Source organism: Amycolatopsis sp. cmx-8-4, assembly GCF_046548675.1.
GTDB lineage: Bacteria > Actinomycetota > Actinomycetes > Mycobacteriales > Pseudonocardiaceae > Amycolatopsis.
The window spans coordinates 53,063-68,054 of record NZ_JAEBDZ010000023.1 but is presented as its reverse complement, the minus strand read 5'-3'; the positions used below and the strand labels follow the sequence as shown (position 1 = coordinate 68,054).

At 68.9% G+C, this 14,992-nt stretch carries 16 protein-coding genes; 14 read left to right on the top strand and 2 right to left on the bottom strand.

Annotation, left to right across the window (positions count from 1 at the left end; translation table 11 throughout):
• Nucleotides 1-32 precede the first annotated feature (32 nt).
• The 8 genes from ACLJQZ_RS36125 to ACLJQZ_RS36090 all read left to right on the top strand — a co-directional run bounded on the left by ACLJQZ_RS36125 (nucleotide 33) and on the right by ACLJQZ_RS36090 (nucleotide 7,269).
• Nucleotides 33-560 (top strand): MauE/DoxX family redox-associated membrane protein, encoded by a 528-nt coding sequence (locus ACLJQZ_RS36125; protein ID WP_410624666.1) that lies wholly within the window; start codon nucleotides 33-35, stop codon nucleotides 558-560.
• A 72-nt stretch (nucleotides 561-632) separates the two neighbouring features.
• Nucleotides 633-1,376, top strand: coding sequence for a DsbA family protein (locus ACLJQZ_RS36120; RefSeq protein WP_326946483.1), 744 nt, complete (start codon nucleotides 633-635; stop codon nucleotides 1,374-1,376).
• Between the two features lie 110 nt (nucleotides 1,377-1,486).
• Nucleotides 1,487-1,816, top strand: coding sequence for a hypothetical protein (locus tag ACLJQZ_RS36115; protein ID WP_328646205.1), 330 nt, complete (start codon nucleotides 1,487-1,489; stop codon nucleotides 1,814-1,816).
• Nucleotides 1,813-2,937, top strand: coding sequence for an NlpC/P60 family protein (locus tag ACLJQZ_RS36110; RefSeq protein ID WP_410624664.1), 1,125 nt, complete (start codon nucleotides 1,813-1,815; stop codon nucleotides 2,935-2,937). The genes ACLJQZ_RS36115 and ACLJQZ_RS36110 overlap by 4 nt, the downstream gene beginning before the upstream one ends.
• 9 nt (nucleotides 2,938-2,946) lie before the next feature.
• Entirely contained in the window at nucleotides 2,947-3,321 is a 375-nt protein-coding gene (locus ACLJQZ_RS36105; protein WP_410624662.1) for a YbaB/EbfC family DNA-binding protein, read from the top strand.
• A 5-nt stretch (nucleotides 3,322-3,326) separates the two neighbouring features.
• Entirely contained in the window at nucleotides 3,327-3,830 is a 504-nt protein-coding gene (locus tag ACLJQZ_RS36100) for a YbaB/EbfC family nucleoid-associated protein (protein ID WP_410624660.1), read from the top strand.
• Between the two features lie 292 nt (nucleotides 3,831-4,122).
• A complete protein-coding gene (locus ACLJQZ_RS36095) occupies nucleotides 4,123-5,949 on the top strand; it encodes a glycoside hydrolase family 3 protein (RefSeq protein ID WP_410624658.1) in 1,827 nt (608 codons plus the stop codon).
• A 66-nt stretch (nucleotides 5,950-6,015) separates the two neighbouring features.
• Complete coding sequence (locus ACLJQZ_RS36090) at nucleotides 6,016-7,269, top strand: ThuA domain-containing protein (protein WP_410624771.1); 1,254 nt, start codon at nucleotides 6,016-6,018, stop codon at nucleotides 7,267-7,269.
• Nucleotides 7,270-7,331: 62 nt separating this feature from the next.
• Here ACLJQZ_RS36090 and ACLJQZ_RS36085 read toward each other — a convergent pair whose 3' ends face one another.
• Together ACLJQZ_RS36085 and ACLJQZ_RS36080 are read right to left on the bottom strand one after the other, a co-directional pair.
• Nucleotides 7,332-7,676 carry a hypothetical protein gene (locus ACLJQZ_RS36085; protein WP_410624656.1) on the bottom strand — a complete coding sequence of 115 codons (345 nt, stop codon included), beginning with the start codon at nucleotides 7,674-7,676 and terminating at the stop codon, nucleotides 7,332-7,334.
• A complete protein-coding gene (locus ACLJQZ_RS36080) occupies nucleotides 7,673-8,938 on the bottom strand; it encodes a PepSY-associated TM helix domain-containing protein (protein ID WP_410624654.1) in 1,266 nt (421 codons plus the stop codon). The genes ACLJQZ_RS36085 and ACLJQZ_RS36080 overlap by 4 nt, the downstream gene beginning before the upstream one ends.
• 131 nt (nucleotides 8,939-9,069) lie before the next feature.
• On the opposite strand from ACLJQZ_RS36080, the gene ACLJQZ_RS36075 reads away from it, so the two are divergent.
• The 6 genes from ACLJQZ_RS36075 (at nucleotide 9,070) to ACLJQZ_RS36050 (ending at nucleotide 14,978) form a co-directional block, all read left to right on the top strand.
• On the top strand, nucleotides 9,070-10,377 hold the full coding sequence (locus ACLJQZ_RS36075) for a family 1 glycosylhydrolase (protein ID WP_410624652.1): 1,308 nt from the start codon (nucleotides 9,070-9,072) through the stop codon (nucleotides 10,375-10,377).
• A 97-nt stretch (nucleotides 10,378-10,474) separates the two neighbouring features.
• Complete coding sequence (locus ACLJQZ_RS36070) at nucleotides 10,475-11,659, top strand: lipid-transfer protein (protein WP_410624651.1); 1,185 nt, start codon at nucleotides 10,475-10,477, stop codon at nucleotides 11,657-11,659.
• Between the two features lie 7 nt (nucleotides 11,660-11,666).
• Nucleotides 11,667-12,098, top strand: coding sequence for an SRPBCC family protein (locus ACLJQZ_RS36065; protein WP_410624649.1), 432 nt, complete (start codon nucleotides 11,667-11,669; stop codon nucleotides 12,096-12,098).
• Nucleotides 12,095-12,934 carry a MaoC/PaaZ C-terminal domain-containing protein gene (locus tag ACLJQZ_RS36060; RefSeq protein WP_410624647.1) on the top strand — a complete coding sequence of 280 codons (840 nt, stop codon included), beginning with the start codon at nucleotides 12,095-12,097 and terminating at the stop codon, nucleotides 12,932-12,934. The genes ACLJQZ_RS36065 and ACLJQZ_RS36060 overlap by 4 nt, the downstream gene beginning before the upstream one ends.
• A complete protein-coding gene (locus tag ACLJQZ_RS36055; RefSeq protein ID WP_410624645.1) occupies nucleotides 12,934-13,803 on the top strand; it encodes an SDR family oxidoreductase in 870 nt (289 codons plus the stop codon). Before ACLJQZ_RS36060 ends, ACLJQZ_RS36055 begins: the two co-directional genes overlap by 1 nt.
• Nucleotides 13,800-14,978 (top strand): acyl-CoA dehydrogenase family protein, encoded by a 1,179-nt coding sequence (locus tag ACLJQZ_RS36050; protein ID WP_410624644.1) that lies wholly within the window; start codon nucleotides 13,800-13,802, stop codon nucleotides 14,976-14,978. Before ACLJQZ_RS36055 ends, ACLJQZ_RS36050 begins: the two co-directional genes overlap by 4 nt.
• Nucleotides 14,979-14,992 lie beyond the last annotated feature (14 nt).

The window sequence follows — 14,992 nt, the reverse complement described above, 5'->3', positions numbered from 1 at the left end:
AGGTTCTCAGGTCCTCCCGTTAGCCTAAGTGCGTGGTGCGACCGTCCCAACCCGTACTGGACGCCGTCGGCACGCTCGCCCGGCTCGGGCTCGCGGCCGTCTGGCTCGTTTCCGGTGCCGTGAAGCTGGCCGATCCGGGGCAGACGTTGATCGCCGTCCAGGCGTACGACGTGCTGCCCGGCGCCCTCGTGAACGTGGTCGCCGTCGCGCTGCCGCTCGTCGAGCTCGTGCTCGGGCTGTTCCTGCTCGCGGGCCTGGCGACCCGGTGGGTCGCCGGTGCCGCGCTGGTGCTGCTCGTGGTGCTCATCGCCGGCATCGCCCAGTCGTGGGCGCGCGGGCTGAGCATCGACTGCGGGTGCTTCGGCGGCGGCGGCCAGGTGGCGGCGGGACAGACCGCATACCCGCAGGAAATCCTCCGCGACTCCGGTTTCGCGCTGCTCGCCGTCTGGCTGCTGGCGAGGCCGCGCACCTGGCTGTCGATCGACGGCTGGCTCGCGCGAGGTCGTGGGAACTCTGTCGAGCCCGAGCCCGACTACTCGGGTATCGCGGAAGGGAACTGATACACAGTGGGTGGAGCTGAGCGGACCGCTCGGAAGCGTCGTCAGGCCGCGCAGGCCGGGGGAGCGAGGGCGGTGGCCCAGGCCCGGGGCGCGTCCGGCGACAAGCGGAAGTGGATCATCGGGATCGCCGCCGTGGTCGTGGTGGCCGCGCTCGTGATCGGTGGCGTGATCTGGACGATCTCCGACAAGAACAAGACCGAGGGCCAGGTCATCAACCCCGGCCAGGCCACCACGTCGCTGGCCGCCGACGTCACGCAGAAGCGCGACGGCGTGGCCGTCACGGTCGGCAAGACCGGCGCGAAGTCCACGATCGACGTCTACGCCGACTTCCTCTGCCCGATCTGCGGCACGTTCGAGAAGAACAACAAGACGCAGATCGAGCAGGCGGTGAACGACGGCAAGCTGGCGGTGCGCTACCACATGGTGCCGCTGCTCAACGACCGCTCGAGCCCGCCCGGGTACTCGCTCGACTCGGCGAACGCGGCGCTCGCCGCGGCCGACGCCGGCAAGTTCCTCCAGTTCCACGACGCGCTGTACGCGAACCAGCCCGAAGAGGGCAAGCGCGGCTACGACAAGGCGCAGCTGATCGACCTGGGCAAGAACGTCGGCATCACCGACCCGAAGTTCGCCGAGACGGTCAACGCCGGCACCTACAACGACCAGATCAACGCCGCTTTCCAGCAGATCTCGACCGACCCCAAGCTGGCGCAGGACTTCGGCGGCGGCCAGAGCGGGTTCGGCACGCCGACGGTCACCTCGAACGGCGCGATCGTCAACTGGCAGGACCAGAGCTGGCTCACCGGGGTGCTCGGCTGAGTCCGGGCAATTCGCCCACTCGGGTACGGAACCTGGTCTAGGCTGAATCCCGCAGATGGGGAACCGGGGGTGGCGCGAGCACGTCGCATCCCTGGTGACAGGGAGGGCCAGTGGACGGTTCGCATTCGGGGTTTCACGTCGACGACGGCGCGTACACGCGGTACGCGCGTGAGGTCGATCCGCTCGGTGAAGACGTCAAAGGCGCGGCCGAAAAGCACGTCGGCCCGCACGTCGGGGTCGGCTTCTCCGACATGGGCGCGGAGTCCGGCCTGACCGGCGCCTACACCGGCCGGATGCGGGCGCTGCAGGAGAAGCTGCACCGGGTCGGCGGCGGCTGGAGCGCGATGGGTGACGCCGCCCGCCAGACCGACCGCAACTACGCCGGCGTCGAGGCCGAGCACAGCGACGTCGTCCGGCGGCTCGGGACGGATCTCACGTGACAGAGCACGCCGACCTGCTCGTCCGGCACGGCCTGGACACCACGAACCAGTTCGCGGACAAGCTGCACCACGACCCGGCCGCCATCAGCGGCGCGCGCGACGGGCACGTCGCGCTGCAGACGTCGATGGGCAAGACCCACGACACCGCGTCGGCGCAACGCGTCACCCTGACCTCGGCCAGCTCCGGCTCGACGACCGACCGCGCGACGGCGACGTCCAAGAGCCTGGAGCAGGAAGTCCAGGACCTGCTCGACGAGAGCGCCGAGATCGAGAAGGCCGTCGCCGAGGCGGCCGAGACGCTGAACCTGGGCCAGATCAAGAACGACCAGGTCCGCGACCAGATCATCAAGGAGATCTCGGCGTCGATGAAGGCGCTGGCGGCGGTCAAGAGCATTCAGCCGCCGGAGAGCCGCGGCGCCGCGTCGCGCGACATCCTGATGAAGCTGCAGACGAAGATCGGCCAGCTGACCGGCCAGGCCGCGACGTTCAGCGAGCAGACGATCAACCAGCTCACCGACATCGGCACCAAGCTGGGTGGCGGCGAGCAGACGACGTCGGCGAGCAGCGCGTCCGACACCAGGGTCGGGCAGTCCTTCAACAGCAACAGCGGCTACTCCGGCGGCGGCTCCGATGGCGGGGGCGGCGGCGGTGGGGGAGGCGGCGGTGGCGGCGGCGCCGTGCACAAGCCGCGGCTGCCGGTCGCGGTCCCGCCGCAGCCCGGCACCGGTGTCGGCATCAACCTGCCAGGCGGCAAGACCGTCATGGCGCCCAACGAAACCGCCGCGAAGGCCGTGCGCAACGCGCTTTCGCAGCTCGGCGTGCCATACGTCTGGGGCGGTACGGCGCGCGGCCAGGGGCTCGACTGCAGCGGCCTGACCATGACGTCGTACCAGGACGCGGGCCTGCAGCTGCCGCGGACGGCGGCGCAGCAGACGGTCGGGGCCGAGGTGCCCTCGATCGACCAGCTGCTGCCCGGCGACCTGGTCGTCTGGTCCGGGCACGTGGCGATGGTGATCGGCGACGGCCAGATGGTCGAAGCCGGCGACCCGGTCCAGATCAGCAAGATCCGCACCACGAACGCGGGACAGTCGTTCATCGGGTTCTACCGGCCGACGGGGTAACTTCGCATCGTGGCTGACTTCGACATGGACCTGGCGGCGGCCCGGGTCGCGGACCAGGCGGAACGGGCGGGCGCCGAGGCGTCCGCGCGCTTCGAGCGCTCGGGTCCGGTGGTGGGCAAGGCGTCAACCGACTCCATTGAAGTCCAGGTCGCGCCGGGCGGGCTGCTGACCGGCCTGACGATCCACCGGTCCGCGCTGCGGCACGGGTCGGCGGTGATCGCGGACCAGATCGTCGAGCTGGCCCAGCGCGCGACCCGCCGCGCCGGCGACAAGATGTACCACGCGCTGGCGCCGGTCGTGGACGCGTCACAGCTGGAGGCGCTCGGCTACGAGCCGATCCCGGACGACGACCCGGACGCCGAGTCCGTCTCCTACGGAAGGTGAGCGCGATGCCCACGACGCGTCAGCTGATTTCCCAGGCCCGGGCGCGCGAAGAGGCGCTGGCGCGGGTGGACGAGCTGCTCGCTTCGGCGTCCGGCACGGCCCACGACCACGACGGCCAGGTCGAGGCGACGGTCGACGCCCGCGGCAGGCTCCTGCGCCTGTGGCTCGCGCCGTCCGCGGTGAACCTGGGCGAGCGGCTGGGCCCGCTGGTGGTGGAGATCGCCCAGGCGGCCATGCGCGAGGCGACCCAGGACGGCTACAACAAGGTCGCGCTGCTGCTCGGCGAGGACATGACGTTCATGATCGAGCAGATGACGGGCCTGCCCGCGCCAGCCCGGGCCGAGGACGACGACCCGGGCATGACGGTCGAGGAGTTCCAGCGGCTGCGGGAGGAACGCCTGGGTTCCGCGCCCGCTGCCCCCGCTGCTCCCGCGCCGGTTTCGAGCGTCGAAGAGGAAGACGCGTATTGGGACACGTTCGACCCGGCGTCGCTGCGTTCGGACCGCTGACCAGCACCGAGCAGCCCCCGTTTTCCACGCTACCGCCGGCCACCGACAGTTTCGGAGGGCTAGGCCAGAGCGCCCCAATGTGGCGTTGGGTGCGTTGGACGCACCGAACGCCACATTGGGTGCGTCAGATGCACCCAACGCCACATTGGGGCGTTTGGGGTCGGGCCGGCTGAGCGGTGGAGCGCAATCCCGCTCAGTGGCAACCGAGTTCGCTCAGAGGTCTGGACCAACGTCGAAAGCCTGTGTCTTAATTCAAGGCGTGAATTTCGGTCTCTCGATGAGGAGGACCCGGATGGGTCTCGGACGCGGACTGGGTATCGGCGCGCTGGCCCTCGGGCTCCTGGTGACGTCGGAAACCCCGGCCCTCGCCGGGAACGGCCCGGCCTACAAGGACTCCTGGCGGCCCGTCAAGGTCCGGGTGGCCGATCTGCTCGGCCGCATGTCGCTCGACGACAAGCTCGGCCAGATGATGCAGGCCGAACGCCTCGGCGTGAAGTCGCCGGCCGACGTCACCACCGGCCGGCTCGGCTCGCTGCTCTCCGGCGGCAGCTCGCAGCCGACCCCGAACACGCCCGTCACCTGGGCCGACATGTACGACGGCTTCCAGAAAGCCGCGCTCGCCACGCCGCTGGGCATCCCGCTCATCTACGGCGTCGACGCCGTCCACGGCCACAACGGCGTCTACGGCGCCACCGTCTTCCCGCACAACATCGGCCTCGGCGCGTCCCGCGATCCGCAGCTGGTCCAGAAGATCGGGCGCGCCACCGCGGAAGAGGTCTCCGGCACCGGCATCGACTGGGACTTCGCGCCCTGCCTGTGCGTCGCCCGCAACGACCGCTGGGGCCGCACCTACGAGTCGTTCGGCGAGGTCCCGCAGCTGGCCACCGAGATGTCGACCGTCATCACCGGCCTGCAGGGCCGTTCACTGGACCAGCCCGGTTCGGTCATGGCGACCGCCAAGCACTACGTCGGCGACGGCGGCACCACCGGCGGCGTCAACGAGGGCAACACCGAGATCAGCGAACAGGAGCTGCGCCAGATCCACCTGCCGCCGTTCAAGGCCGCCGTCGACCGCGGGGTCGGTTCGGTGATGATCTCCTACAGCAGCTGGAACGGCGTCAAGATGCACGCCGGCTCGTACCTGATCAACGACGTCCTCAAGAAAGAACTGGGCTTCAAGGGGATCGTCGTCTCGGATTACAACGGCGTCGACAAGATCGACGGCAAGACCGGCTTCACGCCGGAAGAGGTCGAGGCCTCGATCAACGCCGGCATCGACATGGTGATGGTGCCGTACGACTGGCAGAAGTTCATCGACACGCTCCGCACGCTGGTGCAGCAGGGGCGCGTGCCGCTGTCGCGCATCGACGACGCGAACCGCCGCATCCTCACCAAGAAGTTCGAGCTCGGCCTGTTCGAGCACCCGCTGACCGACCGGCGGTTCCTGAAGACCATCGGCAGCAAGGAACACCGGGACCTGGCGCGCCAAGCCGTCCGTGAATCCCAGGTGCTGCTGAAGAACGACCGCCACGTGCTGCCGCTCTCCAAGCACGAAAAGATCTTCGTCGCCGGCAAGAGTGCCGACGACATGGGCAACCAGTCCGGCGGCTGGACGGTCGGCTGGCAGGGCACCAGCGGCCCGGTCATCCCCGGCACCACGATCCTCCAGGGCATCAAGAGCACTTCCTCGAAGGTGACCTACGCCAAGGACGGCGCGGGAATCGACAAGAGCTACGACGTCGCCGTCGCCGTCGTGGGGGAAACGCCTTACGCCGAAACCAAGGGCGACCGTCCACAAGGGATGGGCCTGGACGACGCGGACCTCGCGACGCTGCAGAAGCTGAAGGACTCCGGCGTGCCGACGGTCGTCGTCCTGGTGTCCGGGCGGCCGCTCGACATCGCGGCGCAGGTGGGGGACTGGGCCGGGCTCGTCGAGTCGTGGCTGCCGGGCAGCGAGGGCCAGGGCGTGGCCGACGTTCTCTTCGGCGGCTACAACCCGACCGGGAAGCTGCCGGTGACCTGGATGCGCAGCGCCGGCCAGCAGCCGATCAACGTCGGCGACGGCAAGCCCGCGCTGTTCCCCTTCGGCTACGGCCTCCACTACCCGCGCCCTTGGTGATCGGTCCCCGCCCCCACCGGAAGGAACACGTATGCCGTCCAGAACCCGCCGCCCGCTGATCCGGATATTGGCGTTCTTCGCCGCGCTGCTGGGGCTCAGCCTCGGCAGCCCGGCGGCCCCCATCGCGCACGCCGCGACGCCGTTCAAGGTGCTCGCCTTCTACAGCGGCACCTACGACGCCGCGCACATCTCCTTCGAAAGGAGGCCAACGTCTGGTTCCCGCAGCAGGCGGCGGCCAACGGCTTCACCTACACCTCGACGACCAACTGGAACCAGCTGACGTCCATCACGCCCGACCAGTACCAGGTGGTCATGTTCCTGGACGACCAGCCGCAGTCGCAGGCGCAGTTCCAGGGCTTCCAGCGGTACATGCAGGCCGGCGGCGGGTTCTACGGCTTCCACGTGACGGCCTACAACGACGACACCACGCCGTCGTACGCCAACTGGTTCCACAACGACTTCCTCGGCACCGGCCGGTTCACCTCGAACTCCTGGGGCCCGACGCCGGAGACGCTGAAGATCGAGAACCGCACCCACCCGTCGACGGTGAACCTGCCGGCGACGATCAAGTCGTCGACGTCCGAGTGGTACGCCTGGCAGAACGACCTGCGCCAGAACAGCAACATCACCATCCTGGCGTCGATGGACCAGTCCACCTTCCCGATCGGCACCGACCCGAGCCAAACCTGGTACAGCGGGTACTACCCGATCTCGTGGACGAACAAGAACTACAAGATGATCTACTCGAACTTCGGCCACAACGCGATGAACTACGACACGAACACCGCGCTGTCCTCGACGTTCGAAAGTGCCGACCAGAACCGCTTCCTGCTCGACGGCCTGAAGTGGCTCGGTGGCGGCGGCACGACCACCCCGCCGCCGGACGGCACGATCGACCCGTCGGCGTGGTACGCCGTGTCGAACAAGGCGAACGGCAAGTGCGTCGACGCGCGGGCCGCGGCCAGCGCCAACGGCACCGTGATCCAGCAGTACACCTGCAACGCCACCACGGCGCAGCAGTTCCAGTTCGCCCCGACCAGCGGCGGGTACGACCGGATCAACAACCGGATCAACCCCGCGCAGGTCATCGACGTCGCCAACGTGGCGACGACCGACAACGCCGGCCTGCAGCTGTGGGCCTACGGCGGCGGCAACAACCAGCAGTGGCAGCCGGTGTCGGAAGGCAGCGGCTACTACCACTTCTCCGTCCGTCACACCGGCAAGTGCCTGACGGTGCCGGGATCGTCCACAGCGGACAGTGTCCAGCTGGTCCAGGCGACCTGTAACGGCAGCGCCGCTCAGTCGTTCAAGGTCGGCTAGGGGAAGGTCCGTGAAGGACTCCTTACCGGCTCTTAGCGCCGGTAAGGAATCCTTCACGGCTTTCAGCGCCAGGTGGTCTGGAGGCGGATCACCAGGACGGCCAGGGTGAGCAGGGCGACGGCCAGGAGTACGCCCGCCGAGCGGGTGGTGTCGCGGGCGCCCCAGGCGAGGGCCGCGGGGAGGACCGCCAAGGAAGTGAGCAGGTAGGCGACGTGCGTGCCCGGTTCCGCTGGGTGGTGAGTGGACGCCAGGCCTGCGATCGCTTGCGCGAGCAGGGCCAGTTCGATCAGGACGGCCAGCGGGCGCCAGGGTGGCCACCGGTAGCGGCCCGCCGCGCTCACGACCAGGGCCGTCAGCCCGGCGAGCAGGCAGAGCGCCGTCGTGGCGAAGGCCAGGGGCTCGATCACGCCCGGCGCGCTTTGCGGCGACGGCGTTTCGTGCCGAGGCGGAAGAGCCACGTCGAGATGCCCGTGAGCATCAGCGCCAAGGGCGCCAGACCGAGGACGACCCAGACGAGCCGCCACCAGCCGTCAACGAGCCAGCCGAAGTGCGCGGCCTCGAACACCTTGCTGTAGAAGCGGTTCGCGGCCGGCTCCGGCGCGGCGTCCACGGAGGACACGTGGGTGGCGTCGTGGCTGTCGACGTACACCGTGCGGTCGCCGCCGAAGAACGCGCGGGCGCCGTAGGGCTGGTAGCCGTCGCCCGCGATCGACACCGAGTAGTAGTCGGTGCCTTCGGACGGCGGGACGAGGTAGCGGACGGTGCCGGGAGACGCGGCCAAAGCGGCCGAAGACGCCTGCTCGATGCCGATCTCCGGCGTGCCGGGCGCGGCCGGGTTCGCCGTGAAGCTGTACTTCGCCTCGTCCGGCGTCGAGCCGCCGGTGATCGCGAGCCACGCGTTTTCCACCGGCGGCAGGTAGAACGCGGCGCCGGTCACGCCCCACATCAGCACGAACGGCACCGACACGAGGCCGATCACGTTGTGCAGGTCGTAGTCGCGCGCGAAGCGGCCCTTGCCGAGCCGGACGCGGAAGCCGTGCGAGAACTTCTTGAAGCCTGGCCACCAGACGACGATCCCGGTGATCGCCAGCAGGATCATCAGCAGCCCGAGCACGACCAGGAGCAGCAGCCCCCAGTTCGTCCCGGCCGGCCAGTCGAAGCCGATCGACGGCACCGGCGCGGCCAGCCACGACACGTAGCCCGGGTCGTCCTTGCAGGTGAACGCGCAGTCGTGCAAGTTCGTCAGCCAGCCCATGACGCCGTCGTCGAGTTTCTGCGGCCCGGTGATCCGCCCGCTGCCGGGGTCGACGGCGTAGGCGGTGGTGTAGCCGGTGTCGCCGACGGCGATGATCCCGCCGTCGGCGCTGACCCAGGCCGCGGAGAACTCCGGGTGGGCTTGGCGGACCAGGTCCCGCGCCTGCTGCAGGCCGAGCGGGTGCGCGCTGTCGGTGTGCGCGTAGAAGTCGCCGTGCGTGGCCCGGAAGTACTCGGCGCGGTAGAGCAGGATGACGCCGAAGGTGGTCTCGAGGACCAGCAGCAGCCCGAGCACGAGCGACGTCCACCGGTGCGTGACGACCAGCGCTCGCCGTACGGGCTTCCGCCGGTACCAGCGCCGATTCGCTCGCTTCGGCGGAACGGTCCTGGTCAGGGTGGGTGCTTCGGCGGTCATGACGTCCCTCTACTCGGTGAAGATCGAAGTGAGGTTAGCCTTGCTTTACCTCGATCGTCTTCCGCCCTTCGGTGGATGTGCGGCGAGTCACCGCGCGGCTAACATGAAGCTCCTTCATGAATGGGGGAGCGATGCGGCGCAGTGCGGTCCTCGTGGTCCTGGCGGTGTTCGCGGGTGTCGTCGCGGGGGTGTCCCCGGCGGTGGCCGTCACCCAGCCGTTCTTCTGGGGCGTCGCGACCTCGGGTTATCAGGCGGAGGGTTCGGCGCCCGACAGCAACTGGCGCCGCTACGAGCAGGCGAAGACGTCGTCGATCAAGGAGCCCTACCGCGAGTCCGTCGACTTCCGGCACACCTACGTCGCGGACATCGACCGCGCGAAGCAGCTCGGCGTGAACGTGTTCCGCTTCAGCGTCGAGTGGGCCCGGATCGAACCGCGGCCCGGGCAGGTCGACCAGGCCGAGCTGGCGTACTACGACGACGTCGTCCGGCACGTCCTCGACGCCGGGATGCGGCCGATGATCACCCTCGACCACTGGGTCTACCCCGGCTGGGTCGCCGACCAGGGCGGCTGGGACAGCGACCGCACGGTCGACGCCTGGCTCGTCAACGCCCGCCGCGTCGTCGATCGCTACAAGGGCCTCGGCGCGCTGTGGATCACGATCAACGAGCCGACCGTCTACCTGCAGAACGAGACGGCCAACGGCGGGCTCGCCGGGTGGAAGCTGCCGTGGGCGCAGGCCCGGCTGGTGCGCGTCCACCGCGCCGCGTACGACCTGATCCACCAGCTCGACCCGGGCGCGCTCGTCTCCAGCAACACCGCGTACGTCCCGGCGGTGCAGGGCGTGCTGGACGCGTCGTTCCTCGACCAGGTGCGCGACAAGCTCGACTTCGCCGGCCTGGACTACTACTACGGCGCGAGCCTCGACAACCTCAGCGCGATCCACGCGGCGAGCGGCGAGTTCTGGAAGGTGACGCCGCAGCCGGACGGGATCTACTACGCGCTGCGGTACTACGCGCGGAAGTTCCCGGGGCTGCCGCTCTACGTCGTCGAGAACGGCATGCCGACCGACAACGGCAACGCGCGTCCGGACGGCTACACGCGCTCGGACCACCTGCGCGACCACATCTACTGGGTGCAGCGCGCGAAGGCCGACGGCATGAACGTGATCGGCTACAACTACTGGAGCCTCACGGACAACTACGAGTGGGGCAGCTACCAGCCCCGCTTCGGTCTGTACACAGTGGACGCCGCCACCGATCCGGCGCTGACCCGGCGCCCGACGGACGCGGTCGCGACGTACCGGCAGCTGATCGCGGACCACGGCGTCCCGGCGGGCTACACGCCGGTCCGGCCGCCGGGCTTCTGCTCGGTCGTCGACGGCCTGGGCAGCTGCCTCGACCCGGCCCGCTACCCCGGGCCAGTGGTTCCGCTGAGCTGACCCCACCTGTCACTTCAGCCCCAAAAGCTGGAGCTTTCGTAGGGAAAGATGCGTCTTTCTGGCTTGATAAATACATGCCGGTCTGTATGTTTGTTGCATGGCGAACAAGGTGTACGTCGTCGGCGTCGGGATGACGAAGTTCGAGAAGCCGGGCCGGCGGGAGAACTGGGACTACCCGCAGATGGCGAAGGAGTCCGGGACCCATGCCCTTGAGGACGCCGGGCTCGGGTACGACGCCGTCGAGCAGGCCTACGTCGGCTACGTCTACGGCGAGTCGACGTCCGGGCAGCGCGCCGTCTACGAGCTGGGGATGACCGGGATCCCGGTGCTCAACGTCAACAACAACTGTTCCACCGGCTCGACCGCGCTGTACCTGGCCGCGGAGGCGATCCGCGGCGGCCGCGCGGACTGCGTGCTGGCGCTGGGCTTCGAGAAGATGAAGCCGGGTTCGCTCGGGTCGACCTTCGACGACCGCGAGCAGCCGATGGGCCACCACATGCAGGCGCTCGCCGAGATCTCCGAGGTGCTGTTCCCACCCGCGCCGTGGATGTTCGGCGCCGCCGGCCGCGAGCACATGAAGGCGTACGGCACCACAGCCGAGCATTTCGCGAAGATCGGCGAGAAGAACCACCGGCACTCGGTGAACAACCGGTACGCGCAGTTCCAGGACGTCTACTCGCTCGACGACATCCTCGCGTCCCGGATGATCTACGACCCGCTGACCAAGCTGCAGTGCTCGCCGACGTCGGATGGCTCCGGCGCGGCGATCCTCGCGAGCGAGGCCTTCGTCGAGACGAACGGCCTGGCCGAGCGGGCCGTCGAGATCGTCGGGCAGGCCATGACCACCGACTTCCGCAGCACCTTCGACGGCAGCGCGAAGAACATCGTCGGCTACGACATGACGCGCCAAGCGGCGTTGAAAGTGTACGACCAGGCCGGGCTCGGACCCGCCGACTTCCAGGTCATCGAGCTGCACGACTGCTTCTCCGCCAACGAACTCCTGACGTACGAAGCACTCGGGCTCTGCGAAGAGGGCGAAGGCGGAACGCTCGTCGACAACAGCGACACCACCTACGGCGGCCGCTGGGTGGTCAACCCGTCCGGCGGGCTGATCTCCAAGGGGCACCCGCTCGGCGCGACCGGCCTCGCCCAGTGCGCCGAACTGACCTGGCAGCTGCGCGGCGACGCCGACAAGCGGCAGGTCCCGGACGTGCGGGCCGCGTTGCAGCACAACATCGGACTCGGTGGCGCCGCCGTCGTCACCGCTTACCAGCGAGCCTAGGAGAGACATGGGTCAGATCACCGCGTCCGTCGAACTGCCCGCCACGCCGGACAAGGTGTGGGCGGAGTTCTCGAACCCGAACAACTTCGAGAAGTGGCTGACCATCCACACCAAGTGGAAGGGCGACGTCCCCGCCGAGTTCGCGCAGGGCGCCCAGGTGTCCGAGGTCGTGACGATGCTCGGCATGGCGAACACGATCACGTGGACCGTCGACGAGTACGACGCGCCGAACAAGCTGGTCATCTCCGGGACCGGGATGGCCGGGGTGAAGATCCGGTTCTCGCTGTCGGTCGCGGCGGCCGGCTCGGGCTCGGTGGCTTCGATCGACGCGGAGTTCACCGGCCAGATGATCGTCGGCGCGCTCGGCAAGGCCGTCGAGAAGGACGGCAAGAAGAACCTCGACGAGTCCCTCGGCAAGTTCAAGGCCCTGGTCGCATGAAGTTCGACGCCACCGGCCTGGACAAGTGGACGTCGCCGGTGTCGTTCGACGTCACGCGCGAACGGCTCGTCGAATACGCGTTGGCGACCAACGACCCGATCCCGGCCCACCGCGCCGGCGACGTCGCGAGCCCGGTGTTCGCGATCGTGCCGGTGTTCCAGTCGCTGCTGGAACCGGCCCTCGAAGTCGTGCCGACGTCGCTGTTCGGCAAGGTGCTGCACGGCGAGCAGGACTTCCGGTTCCACCGCCCGATCCGGCCCGGCGACGCGCTCGTGTCGCGGGCGAAGATGACCGGGTACGAAGGGCTGCCGAAAGGAACCCGGGCGACGGTCTTCCTCGAGTGCCGTTCCGTTTCCGGCGAACTGGTGAACGAGCAGTACGTGACGTTCTTCGTCCGCGGCTTCGACACCGGCGAGAAGCAAGGGGTGCTCGGCCCCGGCCACCGGTTCGACGACGCGCTGCGCTCGCAGTCGCCGGTGGCGAAGGTCAGCCAGCACGTCGACGACGACCAGACGTTCCGCTACGGCCCGGCCGCCGGCGACCCGATGCCGATTCACCTCGACGAGGACGTCGCCCGGGCCGCGGGGCTGCCGGGGATCATCGCGCACGGGCTCTGCACCATGGCGTTCACGTCGTGGGCGGTGCTGACCGAGGTGGCCGGGTCCGATGTGGACAGACTGCGGCGGCTGGCCGTGCGGTTCGCGTCACCGGTGCTGCCGGGCCAGGACCTGTCGACGTCGATCTGGTCGGCGGGGCCCGGCGCTTTCGCCTTCGAGACCACCGTAGGAGACAAGGTCGTCGTCAAGGACGGCTTCGCCGAGATCGGAGACCACTGATGGGTGCACTCGACGGGCGCGTCGCGCTGATCACCGGCGCGGGCCGCGGGATCGGGCGGGAGCACGCGCTGCTGTTCGCCCGCGAGGGCGCGCGGGTGGTCGTCAACGACCTCGGCGGTGACAACGACGGAAGTGGCGCTTCCGCCGGGCCCGCGTCCGACGTGGTCGCGGAGATCCGCGCGCTGGGCGGGGAGGCGGTGGCCAACACGTCGAGCGTGACGTCGTGGGCGGGCGCGTCGGAGCTGGTCGAGCAGGCGGTCGCGGAGTTCGGCCGGCTCGACGTCGTGGTGAACAACGCGGGCATCCTGCGGGACGCGTTCGTTGCCGGGATCACCGAGCAGCAGTGGGACGACGTCATCGCGGTGCACCTCAAGGGCCACGCGGCGGTGCTGCACCACGCGGCGGCGTACTGGAAAGCCCAGTCGAAGGCGGGCACGCCGGTCGCGGCGGCGGTGGTCAACACAGCGTCGGCGTCCGGGGTGACGCTGCCGAACGCGGGCCAGGTCAACTACGGCGCGGCGAAAGCGGGCATCGCGGCGATGACGCTGGTGGCGGCGGCCGAACTGGAGCGCTACGGCGTGCGTGTCAACGCCATCGCCCCGATCGCCCGGACGCGGCTGACGCTGGCGACTCCGGGGATGGGCGCGATCTTCGCGGCGCCGGTCTCCGAAGGCGAGTTCGACGCGTTCTCGCCCGCGAACATCTCGCCGCTGGTGGCTTATCTGGCGTCCGAGAAGTGTGTTCTGACGGGCAAGGTGTTCGCGGTCCAGGGCGGCGCGATCTCGGAACTGGCGGGCTGGCACGACGTCAAGGTCATCGAGACCGAAGGCCCGTGGGGGATCGACGACATCGCGGCGAGGCTGCCGTGATCGAGTGGTCCGAGACGGACCTGCTGGTCCGCGACTCGATCCGCGAGTTCATCGCGAAGGAGATCCGTCCTCAGCTGGACGCGCTGGAGAGCGGTCAGCTGCCGCCGTACGACATCATCCGTAAGCTTTTTGCCGCTTTCGGGCTGGATGTCATGGCTTCGGAGGCGGTCTCGCGGATCTTGTCGCCGTCTTCTTCCGGCTCGTCTTCGTCCATGAGCGGCCAGGAAACGCTGGCGTTGATCGCGATCAGCGAGCTGGCCGGGGTGAGCCTGGGCATCGTGGCGTCGCTGGGCGTCTCCCTGGGGTTGACGGCCGCGACGATCCTGTCGAAGGGATCTCAGGAGCAGAAGGAGCGTTGGCTGCCGGGCTTGGCGACGTTCGAGAAGATCGGCGCGTGGGCGATCACCGAGCCCGACTCGGGCTCGGACGCGTTCGGCGGCATGCGGACGTCCGTGCGGCTCGACGGCGACGAGTACGTCCTGAACGGGCAGAAGACGTTCATCACGAACGGCCCGCACGCCGACGTCGTCGTGGTCTACGCGAAACTGGACGACGGTTCTTCGGCGCGCGATCGGCCCGTGCTCGCCTTTGTGCTGGACCGCGGCATGCCGGGGTTCGTGCAGGGCAAGGCGTTCAAGAAGATGGGCATGATGTCGTCCCCTACGGGCGAGCTGTTCTTCAACGACGTCCGCCTCGGTCCCGACCGGCTGCTGTCGTCGTCCGGTTCTTCGGACGCGCGGGAGAGTTTCACGGCGGAGCGCGTCGGCGTGGCGGCGTTGTCGCTGGGCATCATCAACGAATGCCAGCGGCTATGCGTCTCGTATGCGAAATCGCGGAAGCTGTGGGGTCAGGAGATCGGGCGGTTCCAGCTGATCCAGCTCAAGCTGGCGAAGATGGAGGTGGCGCGGCTGAACGTCCAGAACATGGTGTTCCAGACGGTGGCCAAGCTGCGGGCGGGCAAGCGCCCATCGCTGGCGGAGGCGTCGGCGATGAAGCTGTACTCGTCGGAAGCCGCGACGGAGGTGGCGATGGAGGCGGTCCAGCTGTTCGGCGGCAACGGGTACATGGCGGAGTACCGGGTGGAACAACTGGCCCGGGACGCGAAGTCGCTGATGATCTACGCGGGAAGCAACGAGATCCAGGTGACCCACATCGCCAAAGCCCTGCTGGCCTGACGGGGTCGTGAGTG

Bases quoted from the DNA above. Each gene is read 5' to 3' on its own strand.
- ACLJQZ_RS36070 (WP_410624651.1), top strand. From the start codon at position 10,475: ATGGCGAACAAGGTGTACGTCGTCGGCGTCGGGATGACGAAGTTCGAG.
- ACLJQZ_RS36065 (WP_410624649.1), top strand. From the start codon at position 11,667: ATGGGTCAGATCACCGCGTCCGTCGAACTGCCCGCCACGCCGGACAAG.
- ACLJQZ_RS36095 (WP_410624658.1), top strand. From the start codon at position 4,123: ATGGGTCTCGGACGCGGACTGGGTATCGGCGCGCTGGCCCTCGGGCTC.
- ACLJQZ_RS36055 (WP_410624645.1), top strand. From the start codon at position 12,934: ATGGGTGCACTCGACGGGCGCGTCGCGCTGATCACCGGCGCGGGCCGC.
- ACLJQZ_RS36075 (WP_410624652.1), top strand. From the start codon at position 9,070: ATGCGGCGCAGTGCGGTCCTCGTGGTCCTGGCGGTGTTCGCGGGTGTC.
- ACLJQZ_RS36080 (WP_410624654.1), bottom strand. From the start codon at position 8,938: ATGACCGCCGAAGCACCCACCCTGACCAGGACCGTTCCGCCGAAGCGA.
- ACLJQZ_RS36060 (WP_410624647.1), top strand. From the start codon at position 12,095: ATGAAGTTCGACGCCACCGGCCTGGACAAGTGGACGTCGCCGGTGTCG.
- ACLJQZ_RS36100 (WP_410624660.1), top strand. From the start codon at position 3,327: ATGCCCACGACGCGTCAGCTGATTTCCCAGGCCCGGGCGCGCGAAGAG.